General features: G+C 52.6%; 18 protein-coding genes and 1 pseudogene. 18 read left to right on the forward strand and 1 reads right to left on the reverse strand.

Annotation, left to right across the window (positions count from 1 at the left end; translation table 11 throughout):
* From IC804_RS19140 to spoVM, 16 genes and pseudogenes are all read left to right on the forward strand, one after another.
* A pseudogene (locus tag IC804_RS19140) lies at positions 1-677 on the forward strand (YicC family protein).
* A 56-nt stretch (positions 678-733) separates the two neighbouring features.
* Positions 734-997: an extracellular matrix/biofilm regulator RemA gene (gene remA / locus IC804_RS15645; protein ID WP_008878645.1), complete on the forward strand. Its 264-nt coding sequence runs from the start codon at positions 734-736 to the stop codon at positions 995-997.
* Positions 998-1,008: 11 nt separating this feature from the next.
* Entirely contained in the window at positions 1,009-1,626 is a 618-nt protein-coding gene (gene gmk / locus IC804_RS15650; RefSeq protein WP_011887111.1) for a guanylate kinase, read from the forward strand.
* A 2-nt stretch (positions 1,627-1,628) separates the two neighbouring features.
* Entirely contained in the window at positions 1,629-1,829 is a 201-nt protein-coding gene (rpoZ, locus tag IC804_RS15655) for a DNA-directed RNA polymerase subunit omega (protein ID WP_008878643.1), read from the forward strand.
* Positions 1,830-1,878: 49 nt separating this feature from the next.
* Positions 1,879-3,084, forward strand: a complete 1,206-nt coding sequence (gene coaBC, locus IC804_RS15660) for a bifunctional phosphopantothenoylcysteine decarboxylase/phosphopantothenate--cysteine ligase CoaBC (protein ID WP_011887113.1) — start codon at positions 1,879-1,881, stop codon at positions 3,082-3,084.
* Positions 3,081-5,486: a primosomal protein N' gene (gene priA, locus IC804_RS15665; protein WP_081157089.1), complete on the forward strand. Its 2,406-nt coding sequence runs from the start codon at positions 3,081-3,083 to the stop codon at positions 5,484-5,486. Before coaBC ends, priA begins: the two co-directional genes overlap by 4 nt.
* A gap of 16 nt (positions 5,487-5,502) precedes the next feature.
* Positions 5,503-5,976 (forward strand): peptide deformylase, encoded by a 474-nt coding sequence (gene def, locus IC804_RS15670; protein ID WP_008878639.1) that lies wholly within the window; start codon positions 5,503-5,505, stop codon positions 5,974-5,976.
* A gap of 6 nt (positions 5,977-5,982) precedes the next feature.
* The gene (gene fmt, locus IC804_RS15675) at positions 5,983-6,942 is read left to right on the forward strand and encodes a methionyl-tRNA formyltransferase (RefSeq protein WP_011887115.1); all 960 of its coding nucleotides are present in this window, start codon (positions 5,983-5,985) and stop codon (positions 6,940-6,942) included.
* Positions 6,929-8,263 carry a 16S rRNA (cytosine(967)-C(5))-methyltransferase RsmB gene (gene rsmB, locus IC804_RS15680; RefSeq protein ID WP_029760440.1) on the forward strand — a complete coding sequence of 445 codons (1,335 nt, stop codon included), beginning with the start codon at positions 6,929-6,931 and terminating at the stop codon, positions 8,261-8,263. The genes fmt and rsmB overlap by 14 nt, the downstream gene beginning before the upstream one ends.
* Positions 8,264-8,266: 3 nt before the next feature.
* Positions 8,267-9,367, forward strand: a complete 1,101-nt coding sequence (rlmN, locus tag IC804_RS15685; RefSeq protein WP_008878636.1) for a dual-specificity RNA methyltransferase RlmN — start codon at positions 8,267-8,269, stop codon at positions 9,365-9,367.
* Positions 9,368-9,372: 5 nt separating this feature from the next.
* Positions 9,373-10,122: a Stp1/IreP family PP2C-type Ser/Thr phosphatase gene (locus IC804_RS15690; RefSeq protein WP_008878635.1), complete on the forward strand. Its 750-nt coding sequence runs from the start codon at positions 9,373-9,375 to the stop codon at positions 10,120-10,122.
* 5 nt (positions 10,123-10,127) lie between these two features.
* Positions 10,128-12,125, forward strand: coding sequence for a Stk1 family PASTA domain-containing Ser/Thr kinase (gene pknB, locus IC804_RS15695; RefSeq protein ID WP_081157112.1), 1,998 nt, complete (start codon positions 10,128-10,130; stop codon positions 12,123-12,125).
* Between the two features lie 4 nt (positions 12,126-12,129).
* Positions 12,130-13,011, forward strand: coding sequence for a ribosome small subunit-dependent GTPase A (gene rsgA / locus IC804_RS15700; RefSeq protein WP_029760443.1), 882 nt, complete (start codon positions 12,130-12,132; stop codon positions 13,009-13,011).
* 3 nt (positions 13,012-13,014) lie between these two features.
* Complete coding sequence (rpe, locus tag IC804_RS15705; RefSeq protein WP_029760444.1) at positions 13,015-13,671, forward strand: ribulose-phosphate 3-epimerase; 657 nt, start codon at positions 13,015-13,017, stop codon at positions 13,669-13,671.
* A gap of 146 nt (positions 13,672-13,817) precedes the next feature.
* The gene (locus tag IC804_RS15710; RefSeq protein ID WP_008878631.1) at positions 13,818-14,465 is read left to right on the forward strand and encodes a thiamine diphosphokinase; all 648 of its coding nucleotides are present in this window, start codon (positions 13,818-13,820) and stop codon (positions 14,463-14,465) included.
* Positions 14,466-14,546: 81 nt separating this feature from the next.
* The gene (spoVM, locus tag IC804_RS15715; protein ID WP_035497997.1) at positions 14,547-14,627 is read left to right on the forward strand and encodes a stage V sporulation protein SpoVM; all 81 of its coding nucleotides are present in this window, start codon (positions 14,547-14,549) and stop codon (positions 14,625-14,627) included.
* Positions 14,628-14,666: 39 nt separating this feature from the next.
* Here the strand turns inward: spoVM and rpmB are convergent, their stop codons facing one another.
* Positions 14,667-14,852 (reverse strand): 50S ribosomal protein L28, encoded by a 186-nt coding sequence (rpmB, locus tag IC804_RS15720; protein ID WP_008878630.1) that lies wholly within the window; start codon positions 14,850-14,852, stop codon positions 14,667-14,669.
* Positions 14,853-15,081: 229 nt separating this feature from the next.
* Between rpmB and IC804_RS15725 the strand changes: the two genes are divergently transcribed.
* Positions 15,082-15,444 (forward strand): Asp23/Gls24 family envelope stress response protein, encoded by a 363-nt coding sequence (locus IC804_RS15725; RefSeq protein ID WP_008878629.1) that lies wholly within the window; start codon positions 15,082-15,084, stop codon positions 15,442-15,444.
* Positions 15,445-15,461: 17 nt separating this feature from the next.
* Positions 15,462-17,132, forward strand: coding sequence for a DAK2 domain-containing protein (locus IC804_RS15730; protein ID WP_060475736.1), 1,671 nt, complete (start codon positions 15,462-15,464; stop codon positions 17,130-17,132).
* The last annotated feature ends 51 nt before the right edge of the window (positions 17,133-17,183 follow it).

Here is a 17,183-nt window from a genome sequence, read left to right on the forward strand (position 1 = left end):
ATGGTGACGGTGGAAATGAAATCGGTCAACCACCGGTTTTGCGAAATTTCCATACGCCTACCTAGACAATGGCTCGTGTTTGAAGATAAAATAAAAAAAGCGATTTTGCCGTATGTGCGGCGCGGGAAAGTCGAAGTGTTCGTCACGATCGCCGGCGAAGGGCTCGTAAAGCGGAAAATACATATCGATTGGGATTTGCTCGCCCAATATTGGGCTGGACTGCAGGAAGCAGCCAAGCGGTTTTCCCTTGACGGCAATGTGACGACAGCCGAGTTGCTTCGGCTTAACGGGGCAGTCGAAGTCGTCGAAGAGGAAGGCGGCAATGAGGAGATCGAGATGCGGCATGATGGCCAAACAAGCCGAACGAGATCGAGTCGGGCGGAGGAAGCGGCTGACACGCCGCCTGCGTGAATGGGTGCCTTTGCGTGGCGGTGTTTGCCGAAAAAGCAGACATTAACGAAGAATTGAAGCGCATCCGCAGCCATTTGATGCAAATGGCAGATGCGCTTGAAACAGACGAACCAGTCGGGCGGAAGCTGGACTTTTTAGTGCAGGAGTTGAACCGCGAAGTGAACACGATCGGCGCCAAGGCGAATGACAGCGTCATTGCTGCGCAAGTCGTCGAGATGAAAAGCGCGCTCGAGAAAATGCGCGAGCAAGTGCAAAACGTGGAATAGCCGTTTAAAACGGCTTGCTAGCGGCAACAATAACGAATATGGCAGGTGGGCGTGTCATGATGATGAAGTTTATTAATATCGGATACGGAAACATGGTGTCGGCCGCCCGTATCATTACGATTGTCAGCCCCGATTCGGCGCCGATTAAACGAATCATCCAAGATGCGCGCGAAAAAGGTAAGCTCGTCGATGCGACGCACGGTCGAAGAACGCGCGCAGTGATCATTACAGATAGTGATCATGTCATTTTATCATCCGTGCAACCGGAAACGGTGGCGAACCGCTTGTACGGAAGCGATGATTTCTCCGAGGAAGGGTAGGGTTTTCAACGTTGAGGAACGAACGAGGGTTGTTAATCGTCATGTCAGGGCCGTCCGGTGTCGGCAAGGGAACGGTGCGCAAAGCGCTGTTTTCGCGACCAGACATCGAGCTTCATTATTCGGTGTCAGTTACGACGCGCAAGCCGCGGGAAGGTGAAGTGGAAGGCGTTGATTATTTCTTCCGGACCCGCGAGCAGTTTGAGCAAATGATCCGTGAAAATAAGCTGCTTGAATGGGCGGAATACGTCGGCAACTATTACGGGACGCCGATCGACTATGTGGAAAAAACGCTCGCGGAAGGGAAAGACGTATTTTTGGAAATCGAGGTGCAAGGCGCGATGAAAGTGCGCCAAGCGTTCCCGGAAGCGCTCTTTATTTTCCTTGCCCCACCAAGCTTATCGGAGCTTGAGAAGCGGATCATCGGGCGCGGCACCGAATCGAAAGATTTGATCGAAAATCGGCTGCAAGCAGCCAAAGAGGAATTGGAAATGATGGACGCATACGACTATGTCGTTGAAAATGATGAGATCGAGCTCGCATGCGAGCGAATCAAGGCGATCGTCATGGCCGAACATTGTCGGCGTGAGCGCGTCGCCGAGCGATATAAACGGATGTTGGAGGTGGAATGACGATGTTGTATCCTTCCATCGATTTGCTTATGAAAAAAGTGGATTCGAAATATAAGCTTGTTACGGTTGTCGCGAAACGGGCGCGTCAGCTTCAAGACGGCTCGGAGCTGATGGTGAACAAGCCAGTGTCGAAAAAATTTGTCGGCCAGGCATTAGAGGAAATTGCCGGCGACAAGGTTGAATTAGTGGAAGAAGAAAAATAACAACCTAGCTGTTAGGTTGTTATTTTTTTCAATATCGGGGGTGGCGAAGATGATGAAGGGGAAACATATTTTGCTCTGCGTCACCGGAGGGGTGGCCGCCTATAAGGCGGCGGCGTTGACAAGCCAGTTAACCCAGCGCGGCGCGGAAGTGAAAGTGATCATGACCGAAGGGGCGTGCCAGTTTATTACTCCGCTTACGTTCCAAGCGTTGTCGCGCCAAGAAGTATATATCGACACGTTTGCCGAAAACAACCCGGCCGTTATCGCTCATATCGATTTGGCTGACTGGGCTGACCTTGTCCTTGTTGCCCCGGCGACAGCCAATACGATCGCCAAGCTGGCTGCCGGCATCGCCGACAATATGGTGACGACGACGATTTTGGCGACGAAAGCGCCGGTGTGGATCGCCCCGGCGATGAACGTTCATATGTACGAGCATCCGGCCGTCCGAGCAAATATCGAGCAGTTGTACCGGTTCGGTTACCGGTTCATTGAGCCGTCGGAAGGCTATTTGGCGTGCGGCTATATCGGCAAAGGGAGGCTGGAGGAACCGGAAAAAATTATCGCCCATATCGAGCGCTTTTTCGCAGACGATCCGCCGTTGTTCTGTGGGAAGCACGTCCTTGTCACTGCCGGGCCGACGCGGGAAAAGCTCGATCCGGTTCGCTATTTTTCCAACTATTCGAGCGGCAAAATGGGCTATGCGATTGCCGAAGCAGCAGCCCGCTTCGGCGCTTCGGTGACGCTTGTCTCCGGCCCGACGGCGCTTGCGGCACCCGATGGCGTCGAGATAGTGCCGGTTGAGTCGGCTGCTGAAATGTATGAAGCGGTGATGGCTCGCTTTGCGGAAACGGACATTGTCATTAAGGCAGCGGCAGTTGCTGATTATCGGCCGAAATACGTCGCGGCGGCAAAAATTAAAAAGCAGCCCGGCGATTATGTTGTGGAGATGGAGCGGACGATCGACATTTTAAAAACGCTTGGCGAGCAGAAAACAAGGCAAATTCTAGTCGGATTTGCGGCCGAAACGGACAACCTCGAACAGTATGCGTTAAAAAAGCTTGAAGAAAAGCGGCTTGACCTTGTCATTGCCAACAATGTGACTGAAGAAGGGGCAGGGTTTGCCGGTGATACAAACATCGTCACGATTTTCCGCCGCGACGGCGCCACTCGTCCGTTGCCGCTCATGACGAAACGAGAGGCCGCTGAGGAAATTTTAAAAGAAATTCACGCGTATACCGAGGGGATTCGATGAAGGTTGCATCGGTCATTGTCGATGTCCCGACGCGGCAAACAGACCGCCCGTTCGACTATTTGATTCCTGAGCGCTGGCGCGGCATCATCCAGCCGGGAATGCGGGTAACGGTGCCGTTCGGAGCGCGGCGTCTGCAAGGGTTTGTCATTGGAGTAAAAGATCACTCTGAGATCAAGCAGTTAAAGCCGATTGAACATGTACTTGATGTCGTGCCAGTATTAAATGAAGAACTGCTTGACCTCGGCCGCTATTTAACGGAAACGACGCTCTGTTTTGCCATTTCGGCGTATCAAGCGATGTTGCCGGCGGCGATGCGGGCGAAGTATGAAAAGCTGCTCCGCCTAACGGATGAACGAAAGCGCGAGATGCTGCCGGACGACTTAAAGCCGCTGTTTGCCAACCGAGTAGAAGTCGCTTGGAAAGACGTCGAGACGGCCGGCTTATGGCGGGCGGCACAAAGGGCAGTGCAGCAAGGCGTGCTTGAAGCGGTCTACGAAGTGAAAGAAAAAGCTGGGAAGAAAACGGTGAAGCATGTTGTTCTTGCTGTTCCAGCAGAGCAGGCGAAAGACGCGCTGGCAGCGCTTCCGGCAAGGCAAAAAGACGTGCTTTCGTTTTTGCTTGAAAAAGAGGAAGCGGTGCCGGTCGCCAAGCTACAAGCGGCGCTTGGTGTTTCCTCTGCACCGCTTAAAGCGCTCGTCGGCAAAGGGCTGATTGCGATGAGCGATGTTGAAGTTTATCGCGATCCGTACGAACATCGTACGTTTCAGCCAAGCGAACCGCCGACGCTCACCCAAGCGCAGACCAAGGCGTTGGCGGCAATTACCGCTTCGGTGCGCGCTAGGGAGCACCGTACGTTTTTGCTTTACGGCGTCACCGGCAGTGGGAAAACGGAAGTGTATATGCAGGCGATTGAAGAAGTGTTGCGCCAAGGGAAAGAGGCGATCGTTCTCGTGCCGGAAATCTCGCTGACGCCGCAAATGGTCGAGCGCTTTAAAGGCCGGTTCGGCCCGAAAGTAGCGGTGCTCCACAGCGGGCTGTCAGTCGGCGAAAAATATGATGAATGGCGGAAAATCCATCGGAAAGAGGTACAGCTTGTTGTCGGTGCGCGTTCCGCAGTATTTGCCCCGTTTGAAGACTTAGGGATGATCATTATCGACGAGGAACATGAGACGAGCTATAAGCAAGAAGAAATGCCGCGCTACCATGCGCGGGATGTTGCCATTTACCGCGCCCGCCGCCACCGCTGTCCGGTCGTGCTCGGCAGCGCCACTCCATCGCTTGAAACGTTCGCACGTGCCGTCAAAGGGGTGTATGAGCTGCTTGAACTGCCGGAGCGGATTGCTGATCGCGGCATGCCGGATGTCCATATTGTCGATATGCGCGAGGAATTGCGCAGCGGCAATCGTTCGATGTTTTCACGGCGATTGCTTGATGAGCTGCGTCTTCGACTGGAACGCGGCGAGCAGGCGGTATTGTTTTTAAATCGACGCGGCTATTCGACGTTTGTCATGTGCCGCGGCTGTGGCTATGTCATCTGTTGCCCGCATTGCGACATTTCGCTTACGTATCATCGCGCGGGAGAGAGGATGAAATGCCATTATTGCGGTTACGAAGAGCCGCTAGTTCCTCGCTGTCCATCGTGCGGAAGCGAACATATCCGCTTTTTCGGCACCGGCACGCAAAAAGTGGAAGAAGAGTTGGTCAAGCTGTTGCCGAAGGCGCGCATCATCCGCATGGATGTCGATACGACGGGGCGGAAAGGGGCGCATGAAGAGTTGCTCTCCCGCTTTGCTGCCAAAGAGGCGGATATTTTGCTCGGCACGCAAATGATCGCCAAGGGGCTTGATTTTCCTGACGTGACGCTCGTCGGTGTGCTTGCGGCCGATACGATGCTTCATCTGCCCGATTTTCGCGCCGCAGAGAAAACATTTCAGCTGCTGACGCAAGTGAGCGGGCGCGCCGGACGGCATGAGCTTCCCGGTGAAGTCGTCATCCAGACGTATACGCCGGATCACTACAGCATTGAGCTCGCCGCCCGCCACGATTATCGCGCCTTTTACCGACGGGAGATGACGCTGCGCAAAGCGCATGGCTATCCGCCATACTACTATTTGACGCTCATTACCGTCGCTCACGAGGAAGCGCCGGCCGCCGCCAAAGCGGCCGAAAAAATCGCTGCCTATTTGCGCAAACAACTGTCGAATGAAGCGGTCGTCCTCGGCCCGGTCGCCTCACCGATCGCTCGCCTTCATGATAGATATCGTTACCAATGCATGATAAAATACAAACGGGAACCGAACATAACGGCGGCGCTGAAAGCGGTCATCGATCGTTATCAAGCGGATGCCACCCACGGTGGGGTGGCGATTACCGTCGATACGAACCCGTATATGATGATGTGAAAATGGAGGAATGACGTTGTCTGTATTGCCGATTGTCACCTATCCTGCTCCAGTTTTGGAACAACCGTGCGCGCGGGTGACGGTCTTTGACCGCCAGCTCGGCCGGTTGCTTGACGATATGTATGAGACGATGATTGCCGCTGATGGAGTTGGCTTGGCCGCCCCGCAAGTTGGCATTGCCAAACAGGTTGCTGTCGTCGATATCGGCGATGAGCATGGCCGGATTGAGCTTATCAATCCAGTTATCATCGAAGCGCGCGGTGAACAAATTGATGTTGAAGGCTGCTTGAGCTTTCCTGGTCTGTTTGGCGAAGTGCCGCGCGCCAATTATGTGAAAGTGCGGGCGCAAAACCGGCGCGGCCGTCTGTTTACACTCTCTGCGACCGGCTTTTTAGCGCGCGCCTTGCAGCACGAAATCGATCACTTGCACGGCGTGTTGTTTACATCGAAAGTGATCCGTTACTGCGATCTTGAAGAATTGGAAGGGTAGATGCTGATGACGAACATTGTCTTTATGGGAACGCCTGATTTTGCGGTGCCGGTTTTACGGCAGCTGCTTGATGACGGGTATCGGGTTGTTGCCGTTGTTACGCAGCCGGACAAGCCGAAAGGGCGAAAGCGCGAGCTTGTTCCGCCCCCCGTTAAGGTCGAGGCGCAAAAACACGGCATCCCGGTATTGCAACCGACGAAAATTCGTGAACCGGAACAATACGAACAAGTGCTGGCGTTTGCGCCTGACTTGATCGTGACCGCGGCATTTGGACAAATTTTGCCTAAGGCTCTGCTTGACGCTCCCAAATATGGCTGCATTAATGTTCACGCCTCGCTTCTTCCCGAGCTGCGCGGCGGTGCGCCGATCCATTATGCCATTTGGCAAGGGAAAACGAAAACAGGTGTCACGATTATGTATATGGCGGAAAAGTTGGATGCCGGCGACATGTTGACGCAAGTCGAAGTGCCGATTGAAGAAACCGATACCGTCGGCACACTGCATGATAAATTGAGCGCTGCCGGGGCTAAACTATTATCAGAAACGCTCCCGCTTTTATTGGAAGGTAACCTTGCGCCTATTCCGCAAGAGGAAGAGAAAGCGACATATGCTCCGAATATCCGGCGTGAACAAGAGCGGATTGACTGGGCGCAGCCTGGTGAGGCGATTTACAACCATATCCGTGCTTTTCATCCGTGGCCGGTTACGTATACGACATACGACGGGAACGTTTGGAAAATCTGGTGGGGCGAAAAAGTGCCGGCGCCAAGCTTAGCGTCGCCAGGCACGATTTTATCGCTTGAGGAAGACGGCATCGTCGTCGCCACCGGCAGTGAGACGGCCATTAAAATTACTGAATTGCAGCCGGCCGGCAAAAAGCGAATGGCGGCCAGCGAGTTTTTGCGCGGTGCTGGCAGCCGGCTTGCGGTCGGCACGAAGCTAGGAGAGAACAATGAACGTACGTGAACTTGCTTTAGACACGCTGTTGGCCATCGAACAAAAAGGGGCTTACAGCCATTTGCAACTGAACAACGCCATTCAAAAAGGGCGTCTTGACGGGCGCGATGCGGCGTTGCTGACAGAAATCGTGTACGGCACCATACAGCGGCGCGATACGCTCGATTATTATTTGACACCGTTTTTGCGCAAGGCGCGCCGACTTGAGCAATGGGTGCGCGTGCTTCTGCGGCTGACGCTGTACCAAATGGTATATTTAGATCGCGTTCCGGATCACGCCGCCATCTTTGAAGCGGTGGAAATCGCCAAACGGCGCGGCCATCGCGGCATCGCTTCGCTTGTGAACGGTGTCTTGCGCACCATTGGCCGCGAGGGGCTGCCATCGCTTGATGCCATTAACGATTCTGCAAAGCGGCTCGCCGTCGCCACAAGCCATCCGGAATGGCTTGTCCGTCGCTGGATCGAGCAATACGGTCCTGAGGAGACGGCGCGCATGTGCGAGACGAATTTGCGTCCGCCACAATCGACCGCCCGCGTCAATCGGATGCGGGCGACGGTGGAGGAAGCGCTTGAGCGGCTTGGCAGCGAAGGAGTGAAGGCTGTTCGAGGTCTTCTTGCTCCGGAGGCCATCCGAGCCGAAAACGGGAATTTCGCTCATACGGAGGCATTTCACTCCGGTTGGCTGACGATCCAAGATGAAAGCTCGATGCTCGTCGCCCGCGCTCTCGACCCGGCGGCAGGGGAACGGGTGCTCGACTGCTGTGCGGCGCCGGGGGGGAAAACGACCCATATCGCTGAACGGATGGACGGCCGCGGCGAAGTGGTTGCTGTTGATGTTCACGAGCATAAAGTGAAGCTCATTGAACAACAAGCGCAAAGGCTCGGCCTTGACAATATCAGGACGCTCGCCCTTGATAGCCGCCGGCTCGGCGAGCGGTTCGCTCCTGAGTCGTTTGACCGTATTTTAGTCGATGCACCGTGCACCGGGTTTGGCGTCATCCGCCGCAAACCGGAGATCAAGTACACAAAAGGGAACGATGATGTCGCGGCGCTTGTTGAGATTCAACAAGCCATTTTGCGGGCGGCTGCCCCGCTCTTGAAAAAAGGGGGCACGCTTGTCTACAGCACGTGTACGATCGAGCGTGAAGAAAATGAAGAAGCCATCGCCCGCTTTTTGGCCGATCATCCGGATTTTTCGCTCGACGACCGTCTCGTCGAGCGGCTGCCGGATGCGGTGCGGCCGTATGTTCAAAAAGGCATGCTGCAATTGCTGCCGCATTATTTTGATTCCGACGGGTTTTTTATCGCCCGGTTACGAAAGAAGGGGTAGTAAGTGGAAATGACGAATACGGCTGCCCGCCGGTCCACCGGCGAAGCGCAGCTGCTACCGTTGCCGTCGATTTATTCACTGACGCTTGATGAATTGAAGGAATGGCTCGTTGCTCACGGTGAAAAACCGTTTCGTGCCACGCAAATTTATGAGTGGCTGTATGGAAAGCGTGTTACCGATTTTGCTGAGATGACGAACTTGCCCAAACGACTGCGCGAACAGCTCGCCTCGGCGTTTTCGATCACCACGTTAAAAACGATCGTGAAGCAAACATCAAAAGACGGCACGATCAAATTTTTGTTCGAGCTGCACGATGGTTATTCGATCGAGACGGTGCTCATGCGCCATAACTACGGCAATTCTGTGTGTGTCACGACACAAGTTGGATGTCGCATCGGTTGTACGTTTTGCGCTTCGACGCTCGGTGGGCTGAAGCGCCATTTGGAAGCAGGGGAAATCGTTGCTCAAGTCGTGCAAGTGCAAAAGGCACTCGATGAAACGGAAGAGCGTGTCAGCAGCATTGTCGTGATGGGCATCGGTGAGCCGTTTGACAACTACGATGCGCTCATCAAGTTTTTGCGTATTGTCAACCATTCGAAAGGGCTGAACATCGGCGCTCGCCATATTACCGTTTCTACGAGCGGCATCATCCCGAAAATTTATCAATTTGCCGATGAAGGGATGCAAATTAATTTCGCCATTTCGTTGCATGCGCCGACGACCGAGCTGCGGACGAAGCTCATGCCGATCAATAAGGCGTACCCGTTGCCAAAGCTGATGGAGGCGGTTCGGTATTACATTGAAAAAACGGGGCGGCGCGTGACATTTGAATATGGGCTGTTTGGTGGGGTGAATGACCAGCTTGAGCATGCCGAGCAGCTCGCTGAGCTGCTGAAAGGGTTGAAATGCCATGTGAACCTCATTCCGGTCAACTATGTGCCGGAACGCAACTATGTGCGCACGCCGCGCAACCAAATTTTCGCCTTTGAACGGGCGTTGAAAAAACATGGAATTAATGTCACCATTCGCCGCGAACACGGACATGACATCGATGCCGCCTGCGGACAGCTTCGCGCGAAGGAGCGAAAAGAAGAGACGAGGTGAATCGGATGCAAGCCGTTTTCCGAACCGATATCGGGCAAATTCGCGAGTATAACGAAGACAGTGGCGGCGTATTTGCCAATCAAAGCGGCCAATATTTAGCGGTCGTCGCTGATGGGATGGGTGGTCACCGTGCTGGCGATGTAGCGAGCGCGATGGCTGTCGCATATTTGCAACAACAATGGGAGCAAGAGCGTCATCTCTCCTCTCCAACTGAGGCTGAACAGTGGTTGAAATCGCATATTGCGGTTGCGAACGAACGATTGCTTCGCCATGCGCTTTCTCACCCGGAGTGCCAAGGGATGGGGACGACGGTCGTCGTTGCGATTTGCACCAGCTCGTTTGTCACAATTGCTCATATCGGCGACAGCCGCTGTTACTTGTTGAACCAAAACGGAATCCAGCAGCTGACCGATGACCATTCCCTTGTCAATGAGCTTGTCAAAAGCGGACAAATTTCCAAGGAAGATGCCGAGCATCACCCGCGCAAAAATGTGCTCTTGCGGGCGCTCGGCACCGAGCCAGCGGTGAAGATTGATGTCAAAACCGTCTCGATTGACGAGGACGATATGCTTCTTTTATGTTCGGACGGGTTGTCCAATAAAGTGCCAGAAGCGGACATCGTACATATTTTGACAAGCGGCGGCACGCTCGAGGAAAAGGCCGAGGCGCTCATTGATTTAGCGAACGAGCGGGGTGGGGAAGATAACATTTCGCTGGCGGTCATCGATTTTTCATCGGAACGTGAAGGTGGGTGATCGGCGTGCTCATCGGAAAACGATTGAATGACCGCTATAAAATCATCAGCCTCATCGGCGGCGGCGGCATGGCGAACGTTTATTTAGCGCGAGACATCATTTTGGAGCGCGATGTCGCTGTCAAAGTGCTCCGGCTTGACTTTGCCAACGATGAACAGTTTATTAAACGGTTTCGCCGTGAAGCGCAGGCAGCAACGAGCTTAAATCATGAGCATATCGTCTCCATTTATGACATTGGTGAAGAAGAAGGCGTCTATTATATTGTCATGGAGTATGTGCGTGGCGCAACGCTTAAGCAATACATTCAACAGTACGCTCCGCTTCCGGTCGAACAAGCACTCCGCATCATGGATCAGCTGACCTCAGCGATCGCTCATGCCCATGAGAATGGCATCATCCACCGTGACATTAAACCACAAAACATTTTGCTCGATGAGGACGGCAATGTGAAAGTGACGGACTTTGGCATCGCCGTGGCGATGAGCGGAACGACGATCACACAAACGAATTCGGTGCTTGGTTCGGTTCATTATTTGTCACCGGAACAGGCTCGTGGTGGCATTGCCACTGAAAAGTCGGATATTTATTCGCTCGGCGTTGTCATGTTTGAACTTGTCACCGGTCGTCTGCCGTTTTCTGGAGAATCAGCTGTTTCGATTGTGTTAAAGCATTTGCAGGAGGAAACGCCATCACCAAAGGATTGGAATCCGGAGATTCCGCAAAGCGTGGAGAACATTATTTTAAAAGCGATGGCGAAAGACCCATTTTATCGCTACCCATCTGCCCAGGAAATGAATGAGGATATCCGGACAGCGCTTGACCCAAGGCGGCGCAATGAGGCAAAATTTACGATCCCTGATGATGATGAGGCGACGAAAGTCATTCCGGTTATGAAACGACCAGAAAGCGCGGCGTTAGAGCAGGAGACGATCATTGATGAAGAAAAAGTGAACGAATCGGCAAAAACAGCCGACGAGCCAAAGCAGAAACCGAAACCAAAACCAAAGCCAAAATCAAAACGAAAACGGATGTGGATCACCTGGCTTGCGGCAGCCCTATTGTTGTTAGGTGTAGTAGGCGTGAGTGCGCTCACTTGGATTCCAGATCTTGTTTTTCCGAAGGACGTGACAATACCCGATGTCACCAATAAAGAGTACGATGAAGCCGTTGAAGAGCTATCGGCGCTCGGTTTGGAAATTAAGGATACGATCGATGTGGAAGATGATACAATAGAAGAAGGAAAAGTTGTGCGCACTGATCCGGAAGCTGGCATGACGGTGAAGCCAGGGGCTGGCGTTATCATTTATAAAAGTGTCGGAAAGAAGAAAATCGAGTTTCCGAGCTTTATTGGTGATGAGATTTCGGTGGCTGAGAAGGAGCTGCGCGCTGAAGGGTTTACACGCATCACGCGCAACGGCCGCTATAGCGACAAACCGGAAGGAACGATTTTGGATCAATATCCGTATGCTGGCGATGAAGTCGTACCTGATGAAACGGAAGTCATCTTTACCGTCAGCTTGGGGCCGGAAAAAGTGAGGCTCAAAGATTTGACCGGCTATACCGAAAAGAGTGTGCGCGACTACGTCGAAGACCAAGGGCTCCGCATTGAGGTGACATATGAGCATTCTGATGACGTGCCGGAAGGGCTTGTTATTTCACAAACGCCGGCGGCGGGCGAACAGGTGGAAAAAGGAAAGACGATCACAGTTGTTATTTCCCGGGGTCCGGAGCCGAAGCCGTCAAAAACGGTGGTGAAAGAAATCACAATACCGTATGAACCGGCGGAAGAGGGGCAAATAGTCAAAGCTCAACTGTACATTCAAGACGCCAACCATAATATGACAACACCGTATAAAACATATCAGTTAACACAGTCAGTGACAGAGACGGTCGAGTTTGAAATTCCGTACGGGGAGACGGCCTATTACCGCGTCATTGTCAACAATGTCGTCAAAGATGAAGGGACGATTCCGTATCCAGAAAACGGCGGAAAAAAGGAGTGAAGCTATGGCAGAAGGGCAAATTATTAAAGCGTTAAGTGGGTTTTATTATGTCCTCTCTGAAGGCAAGGTGTTTCAATGCCGGGGACGGGGCGTGTTTCGTAAGCAAAAAGTGACGCCGCTTGTCGGCGACCGGGTCGTCTTTACAGCGACGGGTGAGGCGGAAGGATATATTTTGGAGATTTGTGAACGCCAAAATGAATTAGTGCGGCCGCCGGTTGCCAACGTTGAACAGGCGATTTTAGTTTTTTCGGCCGTAAGCCCTGATTTCAGCGCCAAGCTGCTAGATCGCTTTCTTGTTTTAGTCGAATCAAAGAACATTACCCCCGTCATTGTCATTAGCAAAATCGACTTGCTTGATGGGGGAATGAAAGAGACGATCGCTCAATATGTGCGTGATTACCGGCGCATCGGCTATGAGGTGATTGAGACATCAACGGTGACAAAAGAAGGTCTCGACGAGCTGATGTCGCACCTTTGTGGCCGCGTTTCTGTCGTTGCCGGGCAGTCGGGCGTCGGCAAGTCATCGTTGCTCAACGCTCTCCGTCCGGACTTGCAATTGAAAACGGGCGATATTTCGACCCATTTAGGGCGCGGTAAACATACGACCCGCCATGTCGAGCTGCTTGCGATCGCCGGTGGGCTCGTTGCCGATACCCCGGGGTTTAGCGCGCTGGAGTTTGACCATATTGAGCTTGATGAGTTGCCGTATTACTTTCCAGAATTTCGGGCGTACGGAGAAGGGTGCAAGTTCCGTGGCTGCCTCCACGTCGCTGAACCAAAATGTGCGGTGCGCGAAGCGGCGGAGGCCGGGGACATCGCACCGTACCGCTATGGCCATTATTTAAGTTTTGTCGCTGAAATGAAAGAACGAAAGCCGAGGTATTAAACAATGATTCGGATTGCGCCATCGATTTTATCGGCCGACTTTGCCCGTTTGGCCGAAGAGATTCGTTCTGTTGAAGAAGGTGGGGCCGACTGGATTCATGTTGATGTAATGGACGGACATTTTGTGCCGAACTTGACGCTCGGTCCGCCGATTGTGGCTGCCATTCGTCCAGTGACGAAGCTGCCGTTGGACGTCCATTTAATGATCACTGATCCGGACCGATATATTCCAGCATTTGTCGAGGCGGGGGCTGATCTCATTTCCGTCCATGTCGAGGCGTGTGTGCATTTGCATCGGACGATCCATTTTATTAAAGAACAAGGCGTCAAAGCAGGAGTCGTGTTAAACCCGCATACGCCGGTTGACATGATCCGACATGTAATTGCCGATGTTGATCTCGTTTTATTGATGTCGGTCAACCCAGGGTTTGGAGGACAGGCGTTTATTCCGGCTGTGGTGCCGAAAATCCGCGAGGTTGCTCGGCTGGCTAATGAGCAGAACAAGAAGATCGATATTGAGGTGGATGGCGGTGTCAACGCGAAAACGGCGCCGCTTTGCGTCGAAGCAGGTGCCAACGTGCTTGTTGCTGGATCAGCCATTTACAATAATCCCGACAGGGCGGCCGCCATTCGCGCTCTCCGTGAAGTATGCACCAGATAGCGTTAGAGGCGGCGCTCAACGTTCTAAATATACTTCACATTTGCCATTCTAAGGAGGGCAATGGTCAGTCAAACATCGATTTACAGGATGAAAAAGGCACATAACCAACCAGTCATTGCCCTTGCAAAAGGCAAAGGGGGGAGAGAATGATCATCCATATCGTCGGCGGCGGACCACGCGAGCTTCTCCCTGACTTGCGCTTTTATGATGGTGAAGATGTGTGCTGGGTCGGCGTCGATCGCGGTACAATGACGTTGCTTGAGGCAGGTTTTCGGCCGGTGCGGGCGTTTGGCGACTTCGATTCGCTGCCGGCCGAGGACGTTGTCAAGCTGCAGCAGGCATTTCCAGACCTTGACGTATGGCCGGCAGAAAAAGACAAAACCGATATGGAGATCGCCCTGGATTGGGCGGTTGAACAAACGGCTCGCTGCATTCGCCTGTTCGGTGCGACCGGCGGGCGGCTTGATCATTTGTTTGGGAACGTCGAGCTGTTGCTGAAATACGCTGACCGTCCGATTGAAATCGTCGACCGGCAAAACGTGTTGACCGTTCATTTGCCTGGTACGTATACGGTCATGTATGACGCGCGGTACTGCTACGTATCGTACATCCCGGTTTCCGAAACAGTGGCTGAATTCACGCTCACCGGATTTAAATATCCGTTAACTAACTGTCATATTTCCCGTGGCTCCACACTATGTATTAGTAACGAACTTATCCAGTCTTCCGGTACTTTTTCGTTTTCCGAAGGCATATTAATGATGATAAGGAGCAGCGACTCCAGCTGCCTGTAGTTGCGATTGGTCAATTCGGGAATATACTGAATAAGGAAATGATGGGAAGCTCGTTACGATGGGTGTGAGGAGGGAATCGGGATGAAGTTTTATACCATTAAGCTGCCGAAGTTTTTAGGTGGGATTGTGCGGGCGATGTTGAACGCATTCAGAAAAGGATAAGAAAAAAGCACCATTTTTGGTGCTTTTTTTGTTGGATGGTTAGACGCGTTTAATTTTCCCGGATTTCAGTGCGCGCGCCGAAACCCAAACACGTTTCGGTTTGCCATCGACTAAAATGCGCACTTTTTGTAAGTTGGCTTTCCACGTGCGGCGGTTAGCATTCATAGCGTGCGAACGCGTGTTGCCGAACGATTTTTTCTTGCCGGTGACAAAGCATTTTGCCATTCGTTTTCCCTCCTTGCTTTAACATCCCTCTAAAAACACTATTATAATTTATCACACAACCGACGGGATTGCAATAGACGCGCCTTTTCCCTTTCAAGAAAATATCCTTGACATATATTTCAGTTTTCGGCTAAATAATACTAGTGGGTGGCCGGAGCGCTTTGAAAACGGTAAGCATTATAGTACAATAAGAGTAGCTGTGCGATGATACGAAAAAGGGGGAACGAGCATGTCGATCGAATGGCAAACAAAACATGGGCGCATTGAAATCTCCAATGAAGTCATTGCCATGATTGCGGGGGGAGCGGCCGTCGATTGCTACGGCATTGTTGGAATGGCGTCCAAAAACCAAATTCGCGATGGGTTGTCGGAAATTTTGCGCCGTGAAAACTTCTCCAAAGGGGTCATCGTCCGGGAGGAAAACGGCGAAGTACATATCGATATGTACATCATCGTCAGCTACGGGACGAAAATTTCCGAAGTCGCCCATAACGTGCAATCAAAAGTAAAGTATACGCTCGACCAAACGCTCGGGTTGGCGGTTCAGTCAATCAACATTTACGTTCAAGGGGTTCGGGTGACGAATCCGTAGTAAGGAGGAATTAGTCGGTGACAATGAGGACGCTTGACGGAAGACGGTTTGCCGATATGGTGCAGCAAGGGGCCGCACACTTAGCGAACAACGCCAAAGCGGTCGATGCGCTGAACGTCTTTCCGGTTCCAGATGGCGATACGGGCACAAATATGAACTTGTCAATGACGTCCGGGGCGAAAGAAGTGAAGGCGAACGTCTCCGACCATATCGGCAATGTCGCCGCGGCGTTGGCAAAAGGATTGTTGATGGGGGCGCGCGGTAATTCCGGCGTCATTTTGTCGCAGTTGTTCCGCGGGTTTGCCAAGGCAGTCGAAGGCAAACAACAAGTGAATGCCTTCGAATTCGCCGCTGCTTTGCAAGCGGGGGTCGACACGGCCTACAAGGCGGTCATGAAACCGGTCGAAGGGACGATTCTCACCGTTGCAAAAGAGGCGGCACGCCAAGCGATTGATGTAGCGAAAAAAGAGCGCGATGTCGTCGCGGTAATGGAAGCGGCACTTGCCAAAGCAAAAGCAGCATTGCAACGCACGCCGGAGTTGCTGCCTGTCCTAAAGGAAGTCGGGGTTGTTGACAGCGGCGGCCAAGGGCTCGTGTATGTGTACGAAGGGTTTCTCGCCGCTTTGAAAGGGGAAACGATAACGACGACGCGCACCGAAGTGTCGATGGATGATTTGGTGAAAATGGCGCACCATCAAAGCGCGCAAAGCCATATTCACACCGATGAGATCGAGTTTGGCTATTGTACGGAATTTATGGTTCGCTTTGAGGAGGACAAGCTCGCGCGGCATCCGTTTTCCGAAGAAACGTTTCGTCGCGAGCTAAGCCGGTTTGGCGATTCATTGCTTGTTGTCGCTGACGAAGAGTTAGTCAAAGTGCACATCCATTCGGAAACGCCGGGTGAGGTATTGACTTACGGCCAGCGCTACGGAAGCCTAATCAATATTAAAATTGAAAACATGCGCGAACAGCATGCCAACATCGTCGGCAAAGAGGCGGAAGCTCCGTCCCGGGCTGACGTGGAGGAAGTAAAGCCATATGGTATCGTCACCGTGGCGATGGGCGCCGGCGTGGCTGAACTGTTTCGAAGCATCGGTGCGCACGCGGTGATTGAAGGTGGGCAAACGATGAATCCGAGCACGGAAGAAATCGCTGATGCCATCCGCAGCGCCAACGCGGAAACGGTGTTTGTGCTGCCGAACAACAAAAACGTTGTGATGGCGGCCAAGCAGGCTGCAGAACTTTCGGAACGGCGCGTGATTGTCATCCCATCGAAAACGGTTCCGCAAGGCATGGCCGCGCTTTTAGCCTTCAATCCAGCGCAATCGGCTGAGCAAAATGAGCAGTCGATGACGGCAGCGCTGTCGCGGGTGAAAACGGGGCAAGTAACGGTTTCCGTGCGCGATACGACGATCGAAGGCATCGAGATTCAAAAAGGCGATTACATGGGGCTGGCTGATGACCGCATCATCGTCGCTGATAAGGACAAAATCGCGGTCACGAAGCAGTTGCTTGATGCGCTTATCGATGAGGAAAGCGAAATCGTCACCATCTTGTACGGTGAAGATGCGACTGAAGTGGAAGTAGAAACGATTGTTGCTTATCTTGAAACGGAACATGATGAAGTGGAAGTGGAAATACATAACGGTCAACAGCCGTTATACCCGTTTGTCATTTCTGTTGAGTAATATGTTAAGATAATAGAAGGGAGAGTTCCCTTCTATTTTTTCTGTACGAAC

Source organism: Geobacillus sp. 47C-IIb, assembly GCF_014679705.1.
Taxonomy (GTDB): Bacteria; Bacillota; Bacilli; order Bacillales; family Anoxybacillaceae; genus Geobacillus; species Geobacillus thermodenitrificans.